20 protein-coding genes and 1 tRNA gene are annotated in these 20,883 nt (G+C 73.1%); 9 read left to right on the top strand and 12 right to left on the bottom strand.

Going from position 1 to position 20,883, the window contains the following annotated elements; all coding sequences use genetic code 11:
* Positions 1–154: 154 nt before the first annotated feature.
* From ABIH81_RS04155 to ABIH81_RS04165, 3 genes are all read right to left on the bottom strand, one after another.
* Positions 155–226, bottom strand: a tRNA-Gln gene (locus ABIH81_RS04155).
* A 15-nt stretch (positions 227–241) separates the two neighbouring features.
* Complete coding sequence (locus ABIH81_RS04160) at positions 242–994, bottom strand: resolvase (protein WP_349879093.1); 753 nt, start codon at positions 992–994, stop codon at positions 242–244.
* The gene (locus tag ABIH81_RS04165; RefSeq protein ID WP_349879094.1) at positions 987–1,835 is read right to left on the bottom strand and encodes a helix-turn-helix domain-containing protein; all 849 of its coding nucleotides are present in this window, start codon (positions 1,833–1,835) and stop codon (positions 987–989) included. The genes ABIH81_RS04160 and ABIH81_RS04165 overlap by 8 nt, the downstream gene beginning before the upstream one ends.
* Positions 1,836–1,907: 72 nt before the next feature.
* Between ABIH81_RS04165 and ABIH81_RS04170 the strand changes: the two genes are divergently transcribed.
* Entirely contained in the window at positions 1,908–2,576 is a 669-nt protein-coding gene (locus ABIH81_RS04170) for a TetR/AcrR family transcriptional regulator (RefSeq protein WP_349879095.1), read from the top strand.
* Positions 2,577–2,651: 75 nt separating this feature from the next.
* On the opposite strand, the gene ABIH81_RS04175 is transcribed toward ABIH81_RS04170, so the two are convergent.
* The 6 genes from ABIH81_RS04175 to ABIH81_RS04200 all read right to left on the bottom strand — a co-directional run bounded on the left by ABIH81_RS04175 (position 2,652) and on the right by ABIH81_RS04200 (position 8,478).
* The gene (locus tag ABIH81_RS04175; protein ID WP_349879096.1) at positions 2,652–3,119 is read right to left on the bottom strand and encodes a DUF4383 domain-containing protein; all 468 of its coding nucleotides are present in this window, start codon (positions 3,117–3,119) and stop codon (positions 2,652–2,654) included.
* Between the two features lie 115 nt (positions 3,120–3,234).
* The gene (locus ABIH81_RS04180) at positions 3,235–3,690 is read right to left on the bottom strand and encodes a DUF4383 domain-containing protein (protein ID WP_349879097.1); all 456 of its coding nucleotides are present in this window, start codon (positions 3,688–3,690) and stop codon (positions 3,235–3,237) included.
* 97 nt (positions 3,691–3,787) lie between these two features.
* Positions 3,788–5,587 carry an ABC-F family ATP-binding cassette domain-containing protein gene (locus ABIH81_RS04185; protein ID WP_349879098.1) on the bottom strand — a complete coding sequence of 600 codons (1,800 nt, stop codon included), beginning with the start codon at positions 5,585–5,587 and terminating at the stop codon, positions 3,788–3,790.
* Between the two features lie 65 nt (positions 5,588–5,652).
* Positions 5,653–6,606 carry a 4-(cytidine 5'-diphospho)-2-C-methyl-D-erythritol kinase gene (locus ABIH81_RS04190; protein WP_349879099.1) on the bottom strand — a complete coding sequence of 318 codons (954 nt, stop codon included), beginning with the start codon at positions 6,604–6,606 and terminating at the stop codon, positions 5,653–5,655.
* An 86-nt stretch (positions 6,607–6,692) separates the two neighbouring features.
* Positions 6,693–7,562 carry a 16S rRNA (adenine(1518)-N(6)/adenine(1519)-N(6))-dimethyltransferase RsmA gene (gene rsmA, locus ABIH81_RS04195; protein ID WP_349879100.1) on the bottom strand — a complete coding sequence of 290 codons (870 nt, stop codon included), beginning with the start codon at positions 7,560–7,562 and terminating at the stop codon, positions 6,693–6,695.
* Between the two features lie 13 nt (positions 7,563–7,575).
* Positions 7,576–8,478 (bottom strand): TatD family hydrolase, encoded by a 903-nt coding sequence (locus tag ABIH81_RS04200; protein ID WP_349881006.1) that lies wholly within the window; start codon positions 8,476–8,478, stop codon positions 7,576–7,578.
* Positions 8,479–8,559: 81 nt separating this feature from the next.
* On the opposite strand from ABIH81_RS04200, the gene ABIH81_RS04205 reads away from it, so the two are divergent.
* Positions 8,560–9,804 (top strand): hypothetical protein, encoded by a 1,245-nt coding sequence (locus tag ABIH81_RS04205; RefSeq protein ID WP_349879101.1) that lies wholly within the window; start codon positions 8,560–8,562, stop codon positions 9,802–9,804.
* Between the two features lie 60 nt (positions 9,805–9,864).
* Positions 9,865–10,716 (top strand): alpha/beta hydrolase, encoded by an 852-nt coding sequence (locus ABIH81_RS04210; RefSeq protein WP_349879102.1) that lies wholly within the window; start codon positions 9,865–9,867, stop codon positions 10,714–10,716.
* Between the two features lie 57 nt (positions 10,717–10,773).
* Here ABIH81_RS04210 and metG read toward each other — a convergent pair whose 3' ends face one another.
* The gene (gene metG, locus ABIH81_RS04215; RefSeq protein WP_349879103.1) at positions 10,774–12,606 is read right to left on the bottom strand and encodes a methionine--tRNA ligase; all 1,833 of its coding nucleotides are present in this window, start codon (positions 12,604–12,606) and stop codon (positions 10,774–10,776) included.
* Between the two features lie 127 nt (positions 12,607–12,733).
* Here metG and ABIH81_RS04220 point away from each other — a divergent pair, with 127 nt between their 5' ends.
* The gene (locus ABIH81_RS04220) at positions 12,734–13,564 is read left to right on the top strand and encodes a hypothetical protein (protein WP_349879104.1); all 831 of its coding nucleotides are present in this window, start codon (positions 12,734–12,736) and stop codon (positions 13,562–13,564) included.
* 60 nt (positions 13,565–13,624) lie between these two features.
* On the opposite strand, the gene rsmI is transcribed toward ABIH81_RS04220, so the two are convergent.
* Entirely contained in the window at positions 13,625–14,473 is an 849-nt protein-coding gene (gene rsmI / locus ABIH81_RS04225; RefSeq protein WP_349879105.1) for a 16S rRNA (cytidine(1402)-2'-O)-methyltransferase, read from the bottom strand.
* A gap of 83 nt (positions 14,474–14,556) precedes the next feature.
* On the opposite strand from rsmI, the gene ABIH81_RS04230 reads away from it, so the two are divergent.
* The 3 genes from ABIH81_RS04230 (at position 14,557) to ABIH81_RS04240 (ending at position 18,603) form a co-directional block, all read left to right on the top strand.
* Complete coding sequence (locus tag ABIH81_RS04230; RefSeq protein WP_349879106.1) at positions 14,557–16,227, top strand: phospholipid carrier-dependent glycosyltransferase; 1,671 nt, start codon at positions 14,557–14,559, stop codon at positions 16,225–16,227.
* 304 nt (positions 16,228–16,531) lie between these two features.
* Positions 16,532–17,827 carry a VWA domain-containing protein gene (locus tag ABIH81_RS04235; protein ID WP_349879107.1) on the top strand — a complete coding sequence of 432 codons (1,296 nt, stop codon included), beginning with the start codon at positions 16,532–16,534 and terminating at the stop codon, positions 17,825–17,827.
* Positions 17,828–17,829: 2 nt separating this feature from the next.
* Entirely contained in the window at positions 17,830–18,603 is a 774-nt protein-coding gene (locus tag ABIH81_RS04240; RefSeq protein WP_349881007.1) for a peptidase, read from the top strand.
* Between the two features lie 52 nt (positions 18,604–18,655).
* Here the strand turns inward: ABIH81_RS04240 and ABIH81_RS04245 are convergent, their stop codons facing one another.
* Complete coding sequence (locus tag ABIH81_RS04245) at positions 18,656–18,931, bottom strand: hypothetical protein (protein WP_349879108.1); 276 nt, start codon at positions 18,929–18,931, stop codon at positions 18,656–18,658.
* Between the two features lie 126 nt (positions 18,932–19,057).
* Here ABIH81_RS04245 and ABIH81_RS04250 point away from each other — a divergent pair, with 126 nt between their 5' ends.
* Together ABIH81_RS04250 and ABIH81_RS04255 are read left to right on the top strand one after the other, a co-directional pair.
* On the top strand, positions 19,058–19,714 hold the full coding sequence (locus ABIH81_RS04250; RefSeq protein ID WP_349879109.1) for a 4'-phosphopantetheinyl transferase superfamily protein: 657 nt from the start codon (positions 19,058–19,060) through the stop codon (positions 19,712–19,714).
* 76 nt (positions 19,715–19,790) lie between these two features.
* A complete protein-coding gene (locus ABIH81_RS04255) occupies positions 19,791–20,855 on the top strand; it encodes a hypothetical protein (protein WP_349879110.1) in 1,065 nt (354 codons plus the stop codon).
* The last annotated feature ends 28 nt before the right edge of the window (positions 20,856–20,883 follow it).

Below are 20,883 nucleotides of genomic sequence, written 5' to 3' on the forward strand. Positions count from 1 at the left end.
TGCCCTCACCGGCGGCGAGCACGACAACGGTGCGGAGGTGGGGCTGGGACACGACGTGGCTCCCGTCGGGACGGCGACAGTCTCGCGGTCATGCTAACCAGAGCAGCCCGTAGGTTGCCGCGTACCCCAAGAAGGGCACCTATACCTGGAATTGCTCGGCCGCCAGGATTCGAACCTGAAACACAAGAACCAAAATCTTGGGTGTTGCCAGTTACACCACGGCCGAAGGGACGCAGACAGCTTAGCGGGTGCCGTCCACCTCGGGAGGTCTCGGATCGGGGGCAGACGCCGCGACCATGCCCTCCACCACACCGGTCATCCACAGGTACAGGTCGCGCGACCGCGGCACTCTCACGACGAGACACCCCCGGTACTCCGCCCCGACATTGGTCCGCGTGGTCCGGGGATGGTGTCTCTTCCACGTCGGCCGCTGGAAGCAACCGACGTCCACGCCCAGCTCAGCCGCCCACCATCGACCGGCCGCCTCGGCGTCCGCGTTCTCGTGGATGGCCACGCGATATCTCAGCTCATGGCGGCTTCGCCCTGTCGTCTCGACGAAGCGGACGAACAGTTCCACCAGGCGGATGTCGCTGTTGGTGAACGTCAGGTCGTATCGGGTGTTGCCCGGTTTGCTCTTCGTGCCCTCGCACATGTAGAGCACCGCGCCGACGAGTAGCAGTTCCCGCGACGCGAGCACCCCGACCCACTCGGCCGCCCGCCTCCGCGCCTCGCATTCGGCCGCCTCGCGCAGCGCCCGCTTCTCCGCCCAACTGAGCGCACGCCGCGCGCCGGCCACACGACGGCGTTGCGCCGCGGCGTCGGAGGAGACGTCGAGCGGTATGTGCCCCACCCAGCGATAGGCGGTCGACTTGGCGACGCCGAGCCGGTCCGCGATCTCGTCGACGGTGCAGCCCTCGTCGCGCAGGCGATGTGCCGCGCCCTTCAGCGCCGCACGCCGGCCGGCGCCACCGGTGGCATCAGGCTGATCACTCATCTCGCGCCTGCTCCACCGCGCGCCCGACCCCGGCCATCACGCCCTCGATGCGCCAGTAGAGCCACCGGCTGCGCGGAACGGTGATCACCAGGCAGCCCCGGTAGTCCGCGCCGTTGTTCCGCCGCACCGTCGCCGGATTGTGCCGTTTGAGGGTCGCCCGGCCGAACCGCTCCGGCGGAAGGGCCAGACGTTCCACCCACCAGCGTTCCGCCGCCGCGACATCGGCGGACTCGTGGATCAGGAGCCGATAGGCAGGCACGTCGCGTTCGATCCCACAGCAGGCCAGGAACGCGAGGAACAGGGCGAGCAGCCCGGGATCGCTGTTGACGAACTCCAACCGGCCCTGGGGCCGCCAGGGCTTGGACTTGGCTCCCTCGCACCAGTAGATCGCGGCGCCCAGCATCAGCAGATCCCGCTCGCCGAGACCGCCGACCACACCGGCGGCGCGGGCGTGCTCCGCGGCCTGAGCGGCGTCCCGCGCCTCCCGGTACGCGCTCCAGCGCGCCTCCGTCATCGCCTTCGAGTGCTCGCGGCGCCGCTCCGCCGTCGCGTCGTCCGGGTTCAGTGGCAGGTGCCGCACCCACTGATAGGCGGTCGACTTCGCCACCCCGAGCTGCGCCGCGATCTGGTCGACCGACCGGCCCGCCGCGCGCAGCCGCAGGGCCTCGGCACGGGCGTCGTCCCGGGCTCGCGGCCGGCGGGTCCACTCCGGCGGCGGGATGCCGCGCAGCAGCGCGTACACCCGGTCGCGGCCGATGCCCAGGCGAGCCCGAATCTCGGCGACGGAAAGCTGCTCGTCCACACGTAGACGCCGCGCCTCGGCGGCGAGGGGGTCGGTCACCGGCGTAGATTAGAACACACGTACGACAGTGGTCGGTCTGACCGCGAGCGTCGCGCCTGGCAGGATGGACGGGTGACCGACGTTTCCGGCAGCGAACGCGCCCGTCGGCGGACCGTGCCGGCGGCGAAGCCCTCCCGGGTGCGGATGTCCGCGACGCAGCGGCGCGAGCAGTTGATCTCGATCGCCCGGCAGATCTTCGCCGAGCGCGGTTTCGACGCGACCTCGATCGAGGAGGTGGCGGCGCGCGCCAAGGTCTCCAAGCCGGTGGTCTACGAGCACTTCGGTGGCAAGGAAGGGCTCTACGCGGTGGTGGTGGACCGGGAGGTCCGCGCCCTGCTGGACCGGATCACCACGGCGTTGACCGCGGGCAACCCGCGGGAGCTGCTGGAGCAGGCCGCGCTGACGCTGCTGACCTACATCGAGGAGGAGACCAGCGGGTTCCGGGTGCTGGTCCGGGAGTCGCCGCTGATGTCGGCGACGGGCAACTTCAGCAGCGTGATGAACGACGTCGCGCACCAGGTGGAGCACATCCTGGCGGGCGAGTTCTCCATCCGGGGGTACGACCCGAAGCTGGCGGAGCTGTACTCCCAGGCGCTGGTGGGCATGGTGGCGCTGACCGGCCGCTGGTGGCTGGAGGTGCGCAAGCCGCGCAAGGAGACGGTGGCGGCCCACCTGGTGAACCTGGCCTGGAACGGGTTGTCGCACCTGGAGTCGAAGCCGGGTCCGATCCCCCGGGGCTGAAGCCGGTCCAGCGCACGACGACCGCCGGTTCAGCGCACGACGACCCCCGCGTTCAGCGCACGACGACAGCCGCGTTCAGCGCTCGCCGATGGGGTGGTAGCGGCGCTGCCGCTCCTCCTCGGCGTGCTCGGGTGTGCCGACCTTGTCATACAGGCCGGTGGCGAGCAGGACCAGCCCGAACAGCAGCGACACGATGACAGTCGACATCGAGAAGTTGAGGAAGTTCGCCGGGGTCTGGAGCACCGACATCATGAGGATGCCGGTGACCAGGAAGACCGCACCGGCGGTGAGGTTCATGTAGTGGCCGAGGTTGTCGCGGCGGGACGCGCCGACCAGCAGGATCGCGCCGAAGACCACCGAGACCAGCGAGAAGGCCAGGTTGGTGCGCAGGCCGAGCGCCCAGTCGCCGTCCCGGCCGAACAGTCCTTCGCCCCAGGTCTGGAAGACGCCGAAGACGCCGAAGACCAGGATGTAGAGGCCGATGAGCCCGGACAGCACGCGGTAGAGCGGCCGCGCGGGGTGGTTCACCGGGAAGTGCGCCATGATGCCCTCCAGCCCTGTGACTGATTCGGGGCAATTGTCGCCCGGGGTGTCCGCTCGCGTCCGGAGAACACCGAAGGCCCGGCGCGCTGCGCCGGGCCTTCGGTACGAGGCGGGATCAGAGCACCAGGCGGGCCTTCTGCCAGGCCTCGTGCTCGTCGTCGGAGCCGACCTTGCCGTACATGCCGACCATCAGGAGCACCAGCGACAGGGTCAGGACCACGACGTCGGTCATGATCGAGAAGTTGAAGATGTTGGCGTCCGTCTGCAGGAACGCCAGCGCGGCCAGGCCGATCACCATCAGCGTGTAGGCCAGCCACTGGTTGATCGCCACGTCGAGGTTGCGGCCGATCGCGGTGCCGACCAGGATCACGACGCCGATCAGCACCGACAGCAGCGAGAACGCCATGTTGGTGCCCTGGCCGAGGATCTTGGTGTCGTCCTGGGCGAGGAATTCGTTGCCGGCGCTGGCGATGATGCCGAGGCCGCCGAAGACGACGAAGTACAGACCAACGAGCCCGCCGATCGCCCGGTAGATCGGCCGCGCGGGGTGGTTGACGGGGGTGTGGGCCATCTCTGCGTCTCCAAAAGACCGTTCGGACGAGGGTTCCACCGGTGATTGTCCCGTACGCCGGTCAGTGACGCCGCACACCCCCCACCCCGGCGGCAGGTCAGCCGGCCGGAAGCTCCTCGGCGAGAGCCAGCCAGGTCTCCTCGGTGCGGTCCCGCTCGGCCCGTACCTCCTTGAGCTGGGCGTCCAGCTCGGCGACCCGGGCGTAGTCGGTGGCGTTCGCGGCGAGCTGCTCGTGCAGGCCCGCCTCCTTCTGTTCCAGCTTGGCGATCTGCCGCTCCAGCCGGTTGAGTTCCTTCTTCGCCACGCGTACCTCGGCGGCGGACATGCCCTCGCGCGCCGCCGCCGCCGTGGCCGGGGTGAGGTCGGCGGGCGCCGGGCCGCCGACCGCGGCGGCGCGCGCGAGGTACTCGTCGACGCCGCCGGGCAGGTGCACCAGCCGGCCGTCACCGAACATGCCGTACGCGACGTCGGTGACCCGCTCGATCAGGTAGCGGTCGTGGCTGGCCACCACGATCGTGCCGGGCCACGAGTCGAGCAGGTCCTCCAGCGCGGCGAGCGTGTCGGTGTCCAGGTCGTTCGTGGGCTCGTCGAGCAGGAGCACGTTCGGCTCCCCGGCGAGCAGCCGCAGCATCTGGAGGCGGCGGCGCTCGCCGCCGGAGAGGTCGCTCACCGGGGTCCAGAGCCGCCTGTCGTCGAAGCCGAAGATCTCGGCGAGCTGGGAGGCGCTGATCTCCCGGTCGCCGAACTGCACCCGGCGGGCCACCTCCTCGACCGCTTCCAGCACACGCAGGTGGCCGGGGAGTTCGGCGAGTTCCTGGGACAGGAACGCGGGCCGGACGGTCTGCCCGGCGGCGAAGCGCCCGCCGTCGGGGCCGGTCACCCCGGCGAGCATCCGCAGCAGGGTGGTCTTGCCGGCGCCGTTGCGGCCGAGGATCGCGACCCGGTCGCCGGGGCCGACCTGCCAGGTGGTGTCGTGCAGGATCTCCTTCGGGCCGGCGTGCAGCCGGACGTGTTCGAGGTCGTACACCTGCTTGCCGAGCCGGGCGGTGGCGAGCCGTTGCAGCGACATGGTGTCGCGGGGTTCCGGCACGTCGGCGATGAGCGCGTTCGCGGCGTCGATGCGGAACTTGGGCTTGGAGGTGCGTGCCGGCGCGCCCCGGCGCAGCCAGGCGATCTCCTTGCGGAGCAGATTCTGCCGGCGGGCCTCGGTGGCGGCGGCGACGCGTTGCCGCTCGACGCGGGCGAGCGTCCACGCGGCGAAGCCGCCCTCGTACGCCCGGACGGTCTGGTCGGCGACCTCCCAGGTGGTGGTGCAGACGGCGTCGAGGAACCAGCGGTCGTGGGTGACCACCACGAGCGCGCCCTTGCGGGTGACGAGGTGCCGGGCCAGCCAGTCGACGCCGCCGACGTCCAGGTGGTTGGTGGGCTCGTCGAGGACGAGCAGGTCGGCGTCGCGGACCAGCAGCGCGGCGAGCGCGACGCGGCGGCGTTCCCCGCCGGACATCGGGCCGACCGGCGTGTCCAGGCCGAGGTGGGGCATGCCGAGGCCGTCGAGGATGGCGCGCACGCCCGCGTCGCCGGCCCACTCGTGCTCGGCGCCCATGCTCTCGCCGAGCCAGGCGGTGCCGAGCACCACGTCCCGCACGGTGAGGTCGGGGGCCAGGTCGAGGCGCTGCGGCAGCCAGGCCACCCGCAGGTCGCGGCGGTGGGTGACGCGGCCGTCGTCGGGTTCCTCGGTGCGGGTGAGCAGCCGCAGCAGCGTCGACTTGCCGGCGCCGTTGAGGCCGACCACACCGACCCGGTCGGCGCCGTCGAGGCCGAGCGAGACGTCGGTGAGCAGCGGCCCGGCGGCGCCGTACCCCTTGGACACCCGGTCCAGGTTGACGATGTTGGCCACTGACCCACCCTTCATGACTCAGGCGTCCCGGGGGCCCGGGACGCCTGAGTCAAGGGTACGGGGCGTCAGACGACGCGGGCGCCGGCGACCGGGCCGTGCGCGACACGGGCCTCCCGGCACACCCCGGCGGCGGTGATCTCGGCGGCGATCCGGACCGCGTCGGCCTCGCCGGTGGCGAGGAAGACGCAGGTGGGACCGGAGCCGGAGACGATGCCGGCGAGCGCGCCGGCCGCCTCACCGGCCTTGAGCGTCTCGGCCAGCGACGGGCGCATGGTCAGCGCGGCGTCCTGGAGGTCGTTGCCGAGCGTGGCGGCGAGCACCCGCGGGTCGCGCTGGCGCAGCGCGGCGAGCAGCGCGTCGGTGCTGCCCAGCGGCGTGCCGGCGGCTCCGGCGTCGCGCAGCCGGTCCAGTTCCCGGTACGCGGCCGGGGTGGACAGGCCGCCGTCGGCGATGGCCACCACCCAGTGCCAGGAGGTGGGGCGGGCCAGCACGGGGCTGACCGCCTCGCCCCGGCCGGTGCCGAGCGCGGTGCCGCCGTGGATGAGGAACGGCACGTCGGAGCCGAGGTCGGCGGCGATGCCGGCCAGTTCGTCGCGGGACAGCCCGGTGCCCCAGAGTGTGTCGCAGGCGACGAGCGCGGCGGCGGCGTCGGCGCTGCCACCGGCGAGCCCGCCGGCGAGCGGGATCTGCTTGCGCAGGTGCAGCCGGGCGTGCGGGGCGACACCCGCGTAGCCGGCGAGCGCGTGCGCGGCGCGCAGCGCCAGGTTGGTGTCGTCCAGTGCCAGCTCTCCGGCGCCCTCGCCCTCCATGGTGAGGGTGAGCGTGTCGCCGCGACGGGCGGTCAGCTCGTCGTAGATGGAGATCGCGTGGTAGACGGTGTTCAGCTCGTGGTAGCCGTCACGCCGCAGCGGCCCGACACCGAGATGCAGGTTGACCTTGGCGGGCACCCGCACCTTGACCGGCCCGCTGGCGCCGCGCCGCTGCCCGTCCTCGTCCTCCGGTCGCCATGCCTCGGTCACCGGGTGGACTCCACCGGACGTGGGCGGATGTCGAACGGCTTCGGCACGGTCAGCTCCTCGGCGCAGGGTCGGGCAACGGCGCCAGCCTACTGCTCGCCGCCGAGGGCGTCCGGGGCCGACGCGGCGATGGCGGCGAACTGCTCGACGGTGAGCGATTCGCCCCGGGCGCCCGGATCCACACCGGCGGCGGTGAGCGCGGCGGCGGCCCGGTCGGCGCCGCCGGCCCAGCCGGCCAGGGCGGCCCGCAGCGTCTTGCGGCGCTGCGCGAACGCGGCGTCGACCACCGCGAAGACCGCCTGCCGGGGTACGTCCGGCCGGGGCGGTTCCCGCCGGGTGAACGCGACCAGGCCGGAGTCGACGTTCGGCACCGGCCAGAACACGTTCGGCGGCACCTTTCCGGCGGCGCGGGAGCGGGCGTACCAGGCGAGTTTGACCGACGGGATGCCGTAGACCTTGGAGCCGGGACCGGCGACGAGCCGGTCGGCGACCTCCTTCTGCACCATCACCAGGCCGTGGCGCAGCGTGGGCAGTTCGGCGAGCAGGTACAGCACGACCGGCACGGCGACGTTGTAGGGCAGGTTCGCCACCAGCGCGGTCGGCGCCGGGCCGGCCAGGTCGGCGGCGGTGACCCGCAGCGCGTCGGCCGGGTGGACGGTGAGCCTCCCGGCGGCCTCGCCGGCGAAGCGGGCGGCGGTCTCCGGCAGCGCGGCTGCCAGCGCCGGGTCGAGTTCCACCGCGTGCACGTGCGCGGCGACCGGGAGCAGGGCGAGCGTGAGCGAGCCGAGCCCGGGGCCGACCTCCAGCGCCACGTCGTCCGGGGTCAGCCCGGCGGTGGTGACGATCCGGCGCACGGTGTTCGGGTCGTGCACGAAGTTCTGGCCGAGCTTCTTGGTCGGCGTGACGCCGAGGCGCGCGGCGAGTTCCCGGATCTCCGCCGGGCCGAGGAGTCCGGTCACGCCGGGCATCCTCTCACCACGGCCCGAACGCGCGGTCGCCGGTCGCGGAGATGGTGGCGCAGAGTTCGTCCAGGTCGGTGCCGGTGGTCTCGGCGAGGAAGCGGACCGTCAGCGGGATCAGGTACGACGCGTTGGGCCGTCCCCGGTACGGCATCGGGGTGAGGTAGGGCGCGTCGGTCTCGACGAGCATCTGCGCGGGCGGGGTGACGGCGGCGGCCTCGCGCAGCGCGGCGGCGCTGCCGAACGTGACGGTGCCGGCGAAGCTGAGCAGGAAGCCGCGCCGGACGCACTCGCGGGCGAAGTCGGCGTCGCCGGAGAAGCAGTGCATGACCACGGCGTCCGGGGCACCCTCGTCGTCGACGATGCGCAGCACGTCGGCGTGCGCGTCCCGGTCGTGGATGACGAGCGCCTTGCCGTGCCGCTTGGCGATGGCGATGTGCGCCCGGAAGCTCTCCTCCTGCGCGGCCCGGCCCTCGTCGCCGGTACGGAAGAAGTCCATGCCGGTCTCGCCGACGCCCCGGACGCGGTCCCGGCCGGCGAGCGTCTCGATCTCGCGCAGCGCCTCGTCCAGGTCGGCCAGCCGGGGCGCCTCGTTCGGGTGCAGCGCGACGGTGGCGAGCACCGGGGCGTACCGGTCGGCGACGTCGGCGCTCCACCTGGACGAGTCGACGTCGACCCCGACCTGGACGAGCCGGTCCACGCCGGCCCGGGCGGCGACGTCGATCGCGGCGGCCACCGGGTCGTCGCCGGGGGCGCCGCCGGGAGGCGTGCCGAACTCGCCGACGGTGATGTCGAGGTGGGTGTGGCTGTCCAGCACGGGTACGGGCAGCGGCTCGGGGGCGGGCGGGAACTCCCCGGCCCGGCGGGCGGCGCGCTGCTTGCGGGTCTCGGTCTGCTCGGTCATCGCGGCCAGCATCACACACCGGCCCGGTGCGGCGTTCCCGGACCGCCACCGGCTGTTCACGTGCCCCACATCTGGCGGGCTTAACGTCCGGGAGTGACCGTCACCGACCAGGCCGGCGGGCCCGCCTCCGACCGGGCCGGGTTGCGCGTGACGTACGGTGGCCGGGTGCATCCGGCCGAGGAGATCGCCCGGGACGCGGCGTACGAGTTGTGCAGCGCCGACGAGGCGCCCGGGTTCGAGTGGTGTCCCCGGCCCGGCAACGGCTATCCGTGGCGCCGGTTCGTGCACGCGACCGAGGTGGACGCGGTGCACGGGGGCGCCGGGCCGGCCGACGACACGGACGCGCCGCTGCTGATGCCGCTGCACCGGGACCGGGGCTGGGCGTACGTGCACCAGCTCAGCCAGCAGCCGGGTGCGGCTGCCGATCCGACGCTCGCCGCGGTACGGGCGTCGGCGGTGATCCGGCCCGGTACCCGGATGGTGAAGGTGCTCTCCGCCCGGCAGCTCGCCGGCTACGTGCGGGGCGTGCTGCCGCACGGCTTCTGCTACCGGGAGCACGACGTGGCGCACCTGCGGACGCCGGCCGGGATGGCGGTGCTGCGGGGCGACTCGGAGGGCGGCGACGTGGCGTACGCGCTGCGCTGGCGGGCCGCCGACCCGGCCGACTACGACGTGCCGGTCGGCGCGGCGCACCGTGGGCTCATGGCGTTGCCGCCCCGGGACCGGCAGGGGCCGCCGGTGCTGGGTACCGGGTTCGTGCCGAGCAACGGGCAGCTCGTACCGGAGTTCGTCACCCGGGAGTTCGCCGACCTGCCGATGCCGGCGAACGCCACGCTGCTGGCCTACCCGGCCGAGGGGGTGGAGGTGGTGCTCTACACCTACCAGGCGGAGCAGCGGGGCTGGCTGCGCCTGGCCGGCCCGCAGTGGCGGCACCTGCTCGCCGCGGTGCCCGGCCTGGCCGCCGACCAGGAGTACGTGCCGACCGGCGAGGCGCCGCGCTCCACCCGGCTCGTCGGCACGTACGCGGGTTCGGAGTACGAGGCGGTGGCCGACCAGCCGGGCGGGTTCCGGGTGCTGGCGATGACCCGGGCGGCCCGGTACCCGGTGGACGAGGCGGCCCGGCGGGTGCGCACGGCGGCCTGGCGCGGGGTGCCGTGCCTGGTGCTGCGGGAGGAGGGCGGCTGGCTGCGACTGCGGCTGCGCTGTCCGGATCCGGACGCGGTGGCCGGCACCGGCGCGCAGTGTCTGGAACGCGGCGTGTACGAGGTCTGGGCGCCCGGCGCCGAGCTGACCGACGACCGGGTGGTGGACCTGCCCTATCCGGCCCGGCACGAATAGGCGGGGGCAGGTCGGGAAGGCGTGGGGGGTCCGTAAACCCGCGCGAGGGGGAATCCCGAGATGCCTTTCGTCACCGTCGGTACGGAGAACTCCGCACCCATCGACCTGTACTACGAGGATCACGGTTCCGGTCAGCCGATCGTGCTGATCCACGGTTTCCCGTTCAACGGGGCGACCTGGGAGAAGATGAGCGGTCCGCTGCTGAACGCCGGATACCGGGTGATCACGTACGACCGGCGCGGGTTCGGCAACTCCGCGCAGCCGGCCATGGGCTACGACTACGACACGTTCGCCGCGGACCTGGACGTGCTGATGACCGAGCTGGACCTGCGCAACGCGATCCTGGTCGGGCACTCCATGGGCACCGGTGAGGTGACGCGCTACCTGGGCGCGTACGGGTCGGACCGGGTGGACCGGGCGGTCATGATGGCCCCGTTGGCGCCGTACCTGCTGAAGGCGCCCGACGACCCGGAGGGCGTCGACAAGAGCATGTTCGAGGGGTTCCAGAAGGCGATCATCCAGGACCGGTTCGCCTACCTGACCCAGTTCTGCGACGCGTTCTTCAACGCCAGCGAGAACCGGGGGAAGCTGGTCAGCGACGAGGCGTACCGCGCGCACTGGCAGATCGGCGCGCAGGCGTCGGCCAAGGGCACCCACGACTCGGTGGACGCCTGGCAGACCGACTTCCGCGGTGACCTGCCGAACATCGACGTGCCGGTGCTGATCATCCAGGGCGACAAGGACAACGTGTTGCCGTTCCCGGTGACGGGCCAGCGGCTGGTGAACATGCTGTCCGACGCCACGTTGGTCACGTTGAAGGGCGCGCCGCACGGCACGCCGTGGACCCATCCCACCGAGGTCAACAAGGCCATCATGGAGTTCATCGGCAAGCCGAGCATGGCGACGGCCTGACCTGGCGGACGACCGCGGCCCGGGGTCTTCACCCCGGGCGGCGGTTCGCGCGTGTGCTCAGCCGGCCAGGCGGGCCAGCTCCTCCTCGACGATGGACGGGTCGAGCTTGCGGAACACCGGCTTCGGCGCCGCGAGCGGCCGGCCCACCTCCAGCGGTACGGACTCCCAGCGCGCCCCGACCGTGTAGTCACCGGTCAGCACCGGGTACGACGGCCCGCCGTCGAGGTCGTCGACCTCCTCGATGACCGGCATCGGCGCGTGCACGCCGGTGCCGCCGAGCAGCTCGTGGATCTTCTGCGCGGAGTGCGGCAGGAACGGGGTCAGCAGCGTGTTGGCGTCGCTGACCACCTGGAGCGCGACGTGCAGGATGGTGCCCATCCGGGGCTTGTCGTCCTCGCCCTTGAGCTTCCAGGGTGCCTGCTCGGAGAGGTACTTGTTGGCCTCGGCGACGACCTTCATGGCCTCGCCGATGGCCTGCTTCTGCCGGTGCCGGGCGATCAGGTCGCCGACCACGGCGAAGCCGGCCTTCGCGGTGTCCAGCAGCGCCTGGTCGGCCTCGGTGAGCCCGGCCGGGTCGACCGGCGGGATCGCGCCGAAGTTCTTCGCCGCCATCGACACCGACCGGTTGACCAGGTTGCCCCAGCCGGCGACCAGCTCGTCGTTGTTGCGGCGCAGGAACTCCGCCCAGGTGAAGTCGGTGTCGTTGCTCTCCGGGCCGGCCACCGCGATGAAGTAGCGCAGCGCGTCGGCGTCGTAGCGCTCCAGGAAGTCCCGGACGTAGATGACCACCTTGCGGGAGGAGGAGAACTTCCGCCCCTCCATGGTCAGGTACTCGCTGGAGACGACCTCGGTGGGCAGGTTGAGCCGGCCCAGCTCGCCCGGCTCGCCGTCGCGGGCGCCCGCACCGGAGTAGCCGCCGAGCAGCGCCGGCCAGATCACCGAGTGGAAGACGATGTTGTCCTTGCCCATGAAGTAGTAGGAGCGGGCGTCACCGCCAGCTCCGCTGGCAGAGACGGCCGGGCCCTCGCCGTCCTTCGGGTTCCAATACCTGCGCCACGCCTCGGGGTCACCGGTGCGCCGGGCCCACTCGATGGACGCGGACAGGTAGCCGATGACCGCGTCGAACCAGACGTAGATCCGCTTGTCCTGGCGGTCGCGCCAGCCGTCGAGCGGGATCGGCACGCCCCACTCCAGGTCCCGGGTGATGGCCCGGGGCTGGAGGTCGTCGAGCAGGTTGCGGGAGAACCGCAGCACGTTCGGGCGCCAGCCCTCGCGGGTGTCCAGCCACTGCCGCAGCGCGTCGGCCAGGGCGGGCAGGTCGAGGAAGAAGTGCTCGGTCTCGACGAACTCCGGCGTCTCCCCGTTGATCTTCGACTTGGGGTCGATCAGGTCGATCGGGTCGAGCTGGTTGCCGCAGTTGTCGCACTGGTCGCCGCGCGCGCTGTCGTAGCCGCAGATCGGGCAGGTGCCCTCGATGTAGCGGTCGGGCAGCGTCCGGCCGGTGGACGGGGAGATCGCCCCGGTGGTGACCTTCGGGACGATGTAGCCGTTGCGGTACAGACCGGTGAACAGCTCCTGCACCACCGCGTAGTGGTTGCGCGTGGTGGTGCGGGTGAACAGGTCGTACGACAGGCCCAGCGCCCGCAGGTCCTCGGCGATCACCCGGTTGTAGCGGTCGGCCAGCTCGCGCGGGGTGACCCCCTCGGCGTCGGCCTGCACCTGGATCGGGGTGCCGTGTTCGTCGGTGCCGGAGACCATGAGCACGTCGTGACCGGCCATCCGCATGTACCGGGAGAAGACGTCGGAGGGAACGCCGAATCCGGATACGTGGCCGATGTGGCGCGGGCCGTTGGCGTAGGGCCAGGCGACCGCGGCGAGAACGTGACTCATGAGCAGCAAGCCTAGTGATTGCCGCGGGCGTGCCGCGAACCAACGGGGTGTGCGCTCCGACCGTACGTCCGATTTGTCGCCGACACGCGGCGTGAGCTGCCCGACAAGTCAGACGTACCGGTGTGAAATGAACATCGTGACCAGCAGACCAGCGGCACCCGAGCCGTCGGCGGCCGCCACCCGGCGGGCGGCGCGGCCGACGCCGCCCGGCGGGCCCGTCGCCCCGCAGCCACGGCTCGACCCGGCGGACCCGCCGGTGGAGGTGGAGCCGACCACCGGCGCGCCGGTGGACGCGGTGCCGAACCGGGTGCCGGTACGCCAGCCGCGCTGGCAGCGCGAGGCCGCCACGTCCGGCGGCTGGGCGCCGATCGAGGAGGTGCACTGGGACGGCACGCCGCTGCGTGACGAGCCGCGCCCACGTCCCGGCCGGGCGCCCGCGCGGCGGGAACGCGCCCGCCCGGCCGCACCGCCCAGCCCGCCTGCCGGCCTGGCGGTGCTGCTGACGCTGAGCCTGCTCGCCGCGTTCTTCGCCTGGGTGAGCGCCGGGCCGCTGTGGCTGGCGGTGGGGCACTCGACCGGCGGCACCGTGATGATCACCGAGTGCGCGGGCGGCGGGCTCACCCAGCGCTGCCGGGGCATCTTCTCCGCCGACGGAGACCGGTTCCAGGCCCATGGGGTACGCGTCAGCGGCGTACCGGCCGGCCGCACCGACACCGGCAGTTCGCTGCGCGCGCGGATGACCGGGCCGGACGGGTACACCGCCTACGCGGACACCGGCGCCGGACGGCACCTGCGCTGGCTACTGGGGCTGGCCCTGGTGGCCGGCTGCGCCGCCGGGATCGCCAGGTGGACCGGGGCGACCCGGCTCGCGGACGAACGACAGCGGCGCTGGGCGGTCGGCCTGGCACTGGCCGGTCCGGCGTTGATCACCGTCGGCTTCCTCGCCGCCGCCTGGTGAGGTGAGGCGTTAAGAGAGGGCCCTTCCTCTACCGCAGGCGTTAAGAAGGGGCCCTTCCTTTCAGCTGTGCACGACCGCGTACACCTCCCGCCGCCGCAGCCCGTACGCGGTGGCGACCTCGGTGATCGCGTCCCGGCGGGACAGTCCGGCCGCCTCGCGCTCGGCCACCGCGGCGCGCAGCGTCTCGTCGTCCGGCCGGACCGCCGGTGTGGCCGGGGCGCCCGCCACGACGAGCGTGATCTCGCCCCGGGGGTCGCCCTCGGCGGCCCACTCGGCCAGTTCGCCGAGCGGCCGGCGGACGACCTCCTCGTAGGTCTTGGTCAGCTCGCGGCAGAGCGCGGCGGGCCGGTCCGGCCCGAACGCCTCGGCCAGGTCGGCGAGCGCCCCGGCGATGCGGTGCGGCGCCTCGAAGAACACCAGCGTGCGGTCCTCGGCGGCGAGCGCCCGCAGCCGGGAGCGGCGGGCGCCGGGGGTACGGGGCAGGAAGCCCTCGAAGCAGAACCTGTCGCAGGGCAGCCCGGACAGCGCCAGCGCGGTGGTCACCGCGCTGGGCCCGGGCGCCGCGGTGACCGGCACCCCGGCGTCCAGCGCGGCCCGGACCAGCCGGTACCCGGGGTCGGAGACGCTCGGCATACCGCCGTCGGTGACCAGCGCGACCGTGTAGCCGGCGGTGAGCACCTCGGCCAGTTCGGGGGTACGCCGCTCCTCGTTGCCCTCGAAGTACGAGACGATCCGGCCGGGCACCGTCACGTCCAGGTCGCGGGCCAGCCGGGTGAGCCGCCGGGTGTCCTCGGCGGCGACCACGTCGGCGGCGGCCAGCACCTCGCGGAACCGGGCGGACGCGTCGGCCGGGTTGCCGAGCGGCGCGCCGAGCAACACCAACCGTCCTACCTCGGACATTTCCCCCACGGCGTGCGCTCCCTCATCGATGGTCGTACCAATTTCGGAGACGACGGACGCCACCGGGCACCCTCGCAGCCTACGATCGCCGGGTGACGAGTGCGTCGACAGCACAGAGCGCGAACCCGGACCCTTCCACCACCGACCCGGGCGACGGCGCCGGGCGCGGGCTCCCCGCCGCCGTGCGGCGCCGCCTCGCCACCGTCGACGACCGCATCGGCCGAGGTCAGGCGTGGCTGGCGACAGCGGTGGTGGTGGCCATCGCGGCGATCCTGCGCTTCGTGGGGCTCAGTTTCCCGCCCGGGAAGATCTTCGACGAGACCTACTACGCCAAGGACGCGTACGGGCTGATCGACCGCGGCTTCGAGTGGAACTACAAGGACAACGGCCCCTCGTACGTGGTGCATCCACCGCTGGGCAAGTGGATGATCGGCATCGGCGAGTGGGCCTTCGGCTACCAGGACGCGGACAGCGGCGTCTCGGTGCCGGGCCATCTGATGACCACGTCGCCGGAGTTCGGCTGGCGCTTCGGCGCGGCGGTGGCCGGCACGCTGTCGGTGCTGCTGCTGGTCCGCATCGGGCGGCGGATGTTCCGCTCCACGGTGCTCGGCTGCGCGGCCGGCCTGCTGCTCGCGCTCGACGGCTACCACCTGGTGCTGTCCCGCACGGCCATCCTCGACATCTTCCTGCTGCTGTTCGTGCTCGCCGCGTTCGGCGCGCTGGTGCTCGACCGGGACGCCCGGCGGCGGCGCTGGGCCCGGGCGCTGGAGGACGGGCTCGACCCGACCCAGCCGGGTAAGGCCGGGCGGCCGTCGTCGGGCTGGCGGGACTGGCCGTGGTGGCGGCTGGCGGCCGGGGTGCTGCTCGGCTGCGCCTGCTCGGTGAAGTGGAGCGCGCTCTACTTCGTACCGGCGTTCGCGTTGCTGGTGCTGCTCTGGGAGGTCGGCGTCCGCCGCTCGTCCGGGGTACGCCGGCCGTGGCGCGACGCGGTGCTCGACGAGCTGCCGTGGCTGCTCGCCGCAGGTGCGCTGATACTCGTTACCTACGTCGCGACCTGGTCGGGCTGGCTGCTCGGGCAGGACGGCTACTACCGCCTGGCGGAGCGCTACCCGAACAACCCGGAGCTGAGCGACACCCCGTTCATCGGGGCGCTGATCAACCTGTGGGAGTACCACAAGGCCGCGTACGGCTTCCACACCCAGCTCGACGACCCGCACAAGTACCAGTCCTGGCCCTGGCAGTGGCTGCTGCTCGGCCGTCCGGTGGCGTTCCACTGGTCCGGGGACGGCAGTTGCGGCGCGCCGAGCTGCGCCTCGGAGGTGCTGCTGCTGGGCACGCCGCTGCTGTGGTGGTCGTTCCTGCCGGCGATCGCCGCGACCGCCTGGCTCGGCCTGGCCCGGCGTGACTGGCGGGCGGGCGCGATCCTGCTCAGCGTCGCCGCCGGCCTGCTGCCCTGGTTCTGGTTCGCCCTCGACGGCCGGACGATGTTCTCCTTCTACGCCGCGCCGGCGGTGCCGTTCCTGGTGCTCGCGGTGGTCTACGTGCTCGGCGCGATCGCCACCCCGGCGCCGGCGACGAACACGGCCGCGCCACCGGACCCGCAACAGGTCCACGACCGCCGGCTGGTGGGCGGGATCATCGCGGGCGCGTACGTGTTGCTCGTGGCGCTCTGTTTCGCGTACTTCTACCCGATCTTCGTGGGCCGGGTGCTGCCGTACGCGGACTGGTCGGCGCGGATGTGGCTGGACGGCCGCTGGATCTGACGCGGGGCGCGGGATGCTGCGCGGCGCCGGGCACAAAGAAGCGCGCCCCGATCGCCTGCCACGGGGGAAGCGGGCGATTGGGGCGCGCAAGACAGAGCTTAACCACACTCCGGCAACGGCACAACGGGTGCGGGCCGGTCAGATTTCCGACGAGTGCACCACCGGCCGAAAGGTTTACATGGTGCAGGTAACGGTGGGTGGCAGCGCGCCGACATGACGGGTCGGGCCGACGCCGGAAAGGCGTCCCGGCGGGCACCTCGGACCCGGATGATCTTCCAAAGTGGATCTCACTACACTTCGCCCGGTGATCAACAAGAGACGATCGACGGCCGTCCTCATCGGACTGCTGGCGGCGGCCGCGCTGATCGGGCCGAGCCCCGCCGGGGCCGACGACGAGACCACCGAGCCCGTCGCCGAACCACCCAAGGTCGAGCTGGTCCTCGACGTCAGCGGGTCGATGCGGGCCCGCGACATCGACGGCCGCAGCCGGATCTCCGTCGCGCAGCAGGCGTTCAACGAGGTGGTCGACGCCCTGCCGGACGAGACACAGCTCGGCATCCGGGTGCTCGGCGCCACCTACCGGGGCAAGGACAAGAAGCAGGGCTGCCTGGACACCCAGCAGATCGTGCCGGTCGGCCCGGTGGACCGTACCCAGGCCAAGGCCGCAGTCGCCGGGCTGCGCCCGACCGGTTTCACCCCGGTCGGGCTGGCGCTGCGCTCCGCCGCACAGGACCTGGGCACCGGCAGCACCGCCCGCCGGATCGTGCTGATCACCGACGGCGAGGACACCTGCGCGCCGCCCGACCCGTGCGAGGTGGCCCGTGAGCTGGCCGCCCAGGGCACCCGCCTGGTGGTCGACACGCTCGGCCTGGCGCCGGACGAGAAGGTACGCCGGCAGTTGCTCTGCATCGCCGGCGCGACCGGGGGCACCTACACCGCCGCACAGAGCGCCGACGAGCTGACCGGCCGGATCAAGCAGCTCGTCGACCGCGCCCGGGACACGTACACGGCCGCCCCGGCGGTGGTCGGCGGCGGCACCGCGTGCGAGGGCGCCCCGATGCTCGCCCCCGGCGTCTACAGCGACCGGGAGGCGTTCTCCGAGCACCGCTGGTACCGGGTGCCGGTGCGTCCCGGGCAGGAGCTGCGCGCCTCGGTGAGCGTCGCGCTGGACCGGCCGGTCAACCCGGACTACGGCGTGCTGCTGCGCGCCACCGCGCCGGACGGGCGGGAACTGGTCCGGGGCGTCGACGCCGGCAGCGGGCGTACCGACGTGGTCTCCGCCGGGCTGCGCTGGTCGGCCGCCGAAGGGGAGGAGGAGGACGGCCCGAGCGCCGAGCCGACGCCGGGCGCGGAGCAGGCGGTACGGACCGTCTGCCTGGTGGTCAGCAACTCGTTCGCGGCCAAGCCCGGCACCCAGGCCCGTCCCGGCATGCCGGTGGAGCTGACCGTCGACGTGGTGGACGCCTCCCCCGCGCCGGACGGGCCGGACCTCGGCCGCGGCTGGGTGCTGCTGCTCCTGCTCACGCTCGCCGGACTGCTCACCGGGCTGGTCGCCGGACTGCTCACCCGCTGGTGGGTGCACACGTGGAGGACGAACTGAGCATGCGTACGCTGATCCGCGCCGCGGCGGCGACCACCGCCGTCGGACTCGCCCTCACCCCGGCGGCGGGCCTGGCCGCGCCCAGCCCGTCACCGGGCGCGACCACGGTGACCAAGGCCGGCACCTCGTTCCTCACCGCCACGACCGTCACCGCCGGTCAGCCGGTGCAGGTGGGCGCGTCGACCGGCGACCACCTGTACTGGTCGTTCCGCGCCGACGCCGGGCAGGTGCACGAGGTCACCGCCACCGTCACGTTCCCGAAGCCACGCAGCGGCGCGTCCACCTGGACCGTCGAGGTCTTCGACGGGCTGCGCCGCCGGCAGGCGTGCACCGCGGGCGCGCAGACCCCCACCGCCGACGCGTCGGCGACGAGCGTCGCGCTGGGCTGCACGCTGCGCCGGGTACGGCCGTGGGCCGAGCCGTGGTCGGGCGACCCGCTGCCCGGCACCTACTACATCCGGCTCTCCGTCACCGACCTGCCCGAACCCGACCTGGGTCTGCCGATCGACGTGGAGATGCTCGTCGGCGCGACCGACTCCGGCGGCGCGTCCGGCGACGACGGCGAACTGGCCGCGCCACTGGTGCCCAACACCAGGGCCGGCACCGTGCTCACCGCCGAGCCGGCACCCGAGCCGGTGGCCGACGAGGAGATCGACCTGACCGGCTGGCTCCCCGAGGCCGGATCGCGCTGGGTGTGGACCACTGTGGGCGGCGTACTCGCGGCCGTGGCCGGCGTGGCCGGCTTCGGGCTCACCCGGCGGCCCCGCCGCCCCTGAGGACCGCAGCCGGTGGCCGCCGCGAACCCGACGCGGCGGCCACCGGACGCGCTCACGCCTCAGCGGTACGCGGGCCGCGCGGCACCCAGCCGATGAACCGGTCCTGGAGCGCGGTGACCGGCACGGAGCGCAGATCCTGCGTCGCCGCGGCGAGGCAGGACCCGAGATAGACGCTCAACGACGCCCGGTCCACCTGGTACTCGCGCAGCAGGTGATGACGTTTCGTGGCGCAGGGCCAGTCGTCACCGCACGAGCCGCAGGTCCAGTCGGGGGTCACCGGCACGTGCTCGCCGCCGGTACTTCCCGAAACCTCCGCGCCAGGCGTCATCGGCCGCTCCTTCCGAGTCAGGAATGGTGGTGATGGACCGGTTGCCTCCCCGCAACATTCCTTCAGCGCAGCGGCACGCCCAAGCGTTACGGTACGTTCACCGCGTGTCCCCGTCATCCACCTCTCGTGCGTGATCTGCTTCCGGCCGAGGTCGCCGTGGCGGTGGCCGGCCCGGCCGACTGGGCCGGTGACCTGCTCCCGGCCGAGCTGGCCGCCCTGGGTGAGCGCGCGGTGCCCGGGCGTCGCCGCGACTTCACCGCCGGGCGGGTCTGCGCCCGCCGGGCGCTCAGCGCGCTCGGCCTGCCCGCCACGCCGGTGCCGGCCGGCGCCGACCGGGCCCCGATCTGGCCGCCCGGCGTGGTCGGCGCGATCACCCACACCCGCGACTACTGCGCGGCAGCAGCCGCCCGCACCACCGACGTCCGCGCCGTCGGCATCGACGCCGAGCGTTTCCGGCCGCTCTCCCCGGGGGTACGCCGGAAGGTGTGCCGCCCCGACGAGGAGGCGGACCTGGCCCGGCTGCCGCCCGGCACGCCCTGGCCGACCGTGCTGTTCAGCGCGAAGGAGACCGTCTACAAGGTCTGGCACCCGCTGGTCGGAACGTGGCTGGGCTTCGCCGACGCGCGCGTCGTGCTCGACCCGGAGGCGGGCACGTTCCACGCCGAGATCGCGCCGGCCCGGATCGCCGCCGCCCCGGTGCCCGATCCGCCGTCAGCGGTGACCGGACGGTTCGCCGTGGACGACGACCTGGTCCGCACCGCGGCCGTCCTGCCACCTCGATGAGGCACTGCCGGGCGGGTTGTGCCCGGCTTGTACCGTCGTTCCGACTGAAAATTCCGAAGGCGCCCCAAGGAGTACGGTGAGCCAGCCTCAGCCTCCGTCCGAGTCACCGGACCCGAACCAGCAGCCGCAGGAACCGCCGACGCAGGCGTTCCCCACCGCCCCGATGCCGCCGGTGCCGGGCAGCCCGTACGCGCCGCCGCCCGCTCCGACCTCGGGCGCGCCCTACCCGCCGCAGCCGGGTCCGGGCGAGCAGTACCCGCCCGCGCCCGCTCCCACCGAGGCGTTCCCGCCGGCGCCGCCCACCTCCGGCGCGCCGTACCCGCCGCCGGGCAGCGAGTACCAGCCGCCGGGCGGGGCGTACCAGCCGCCGGGTGCCGCCTACCCGCCGCCGGGGGCGGAGTACCAGCAGCCGGGTGCCACGTACCAGCCCCCGGGTGGCTACCCGCCGCCGGGCGGTTACCCGCCGCCCGGTGGTGGCGCGTACCCGCCGCCGCCCGGAGCGCCGTTCGGTCCGCCGGCGAAGAAGTCGAACAAGAACGTCTGGATCACCGTCGGCGTCATCGCGGTGATCCTGCTGCTGCTGTGCTGCGGTGGCGGCATCTTCGCCATCTACAGCGGCGCGAAGAAGACCCAGGAGGCGATCGACTCGCTGCCCACCCCGGGCGTCACCTACGGCCAGCCCACAGGTGACACCCCGACGGGCGCTCCCACCGGCACGCCGCAGCCGGGCAACACCGACGACAAGACGTTCAACATGCCGGCCGGCGACAAGCTGGTCGTCAACGACGACCGCGGCACCATCGAGATCACCGTCGGCAACTTCCGGACCAAGAACGCCGCCTGCAGCGAGGTCATGCCCGGCCCGAAGAACGGCATGTTCCTGATCGCCGACGTGACCGCCGAGATCACCAAGGGCACCGGCTCGATCAACCCGTTCTACTTCACCTGGGTCGCCGCGGACGGCACCGAGGAGAGCGGCATCGGCGGCGCATTCTCCGGTTGCGGCAAGCTGATGACCTCGGGCACCAACCTGCCCGAGGGGTCCAAGCGCAGCGGGCAGCTCATCTTCGACGTGAAGGACCAGAACGGCGTCGTCGAATACAAGCACCGCTTCCGTTCCGCCGGCTCCTGGAAGCCCTGACCCACGCGATACCCCGCACGGGGGCCGG

The organism is Micromonospora sp. HUAS YX12, assembly GCF_040215685.1.
Lineage (GTDB): Bacteria > Actinomycetota > Actinomycetes > Mycobacteriales > Micromonosporaceae > Micromonospora > Micromonospora tulbaghiae.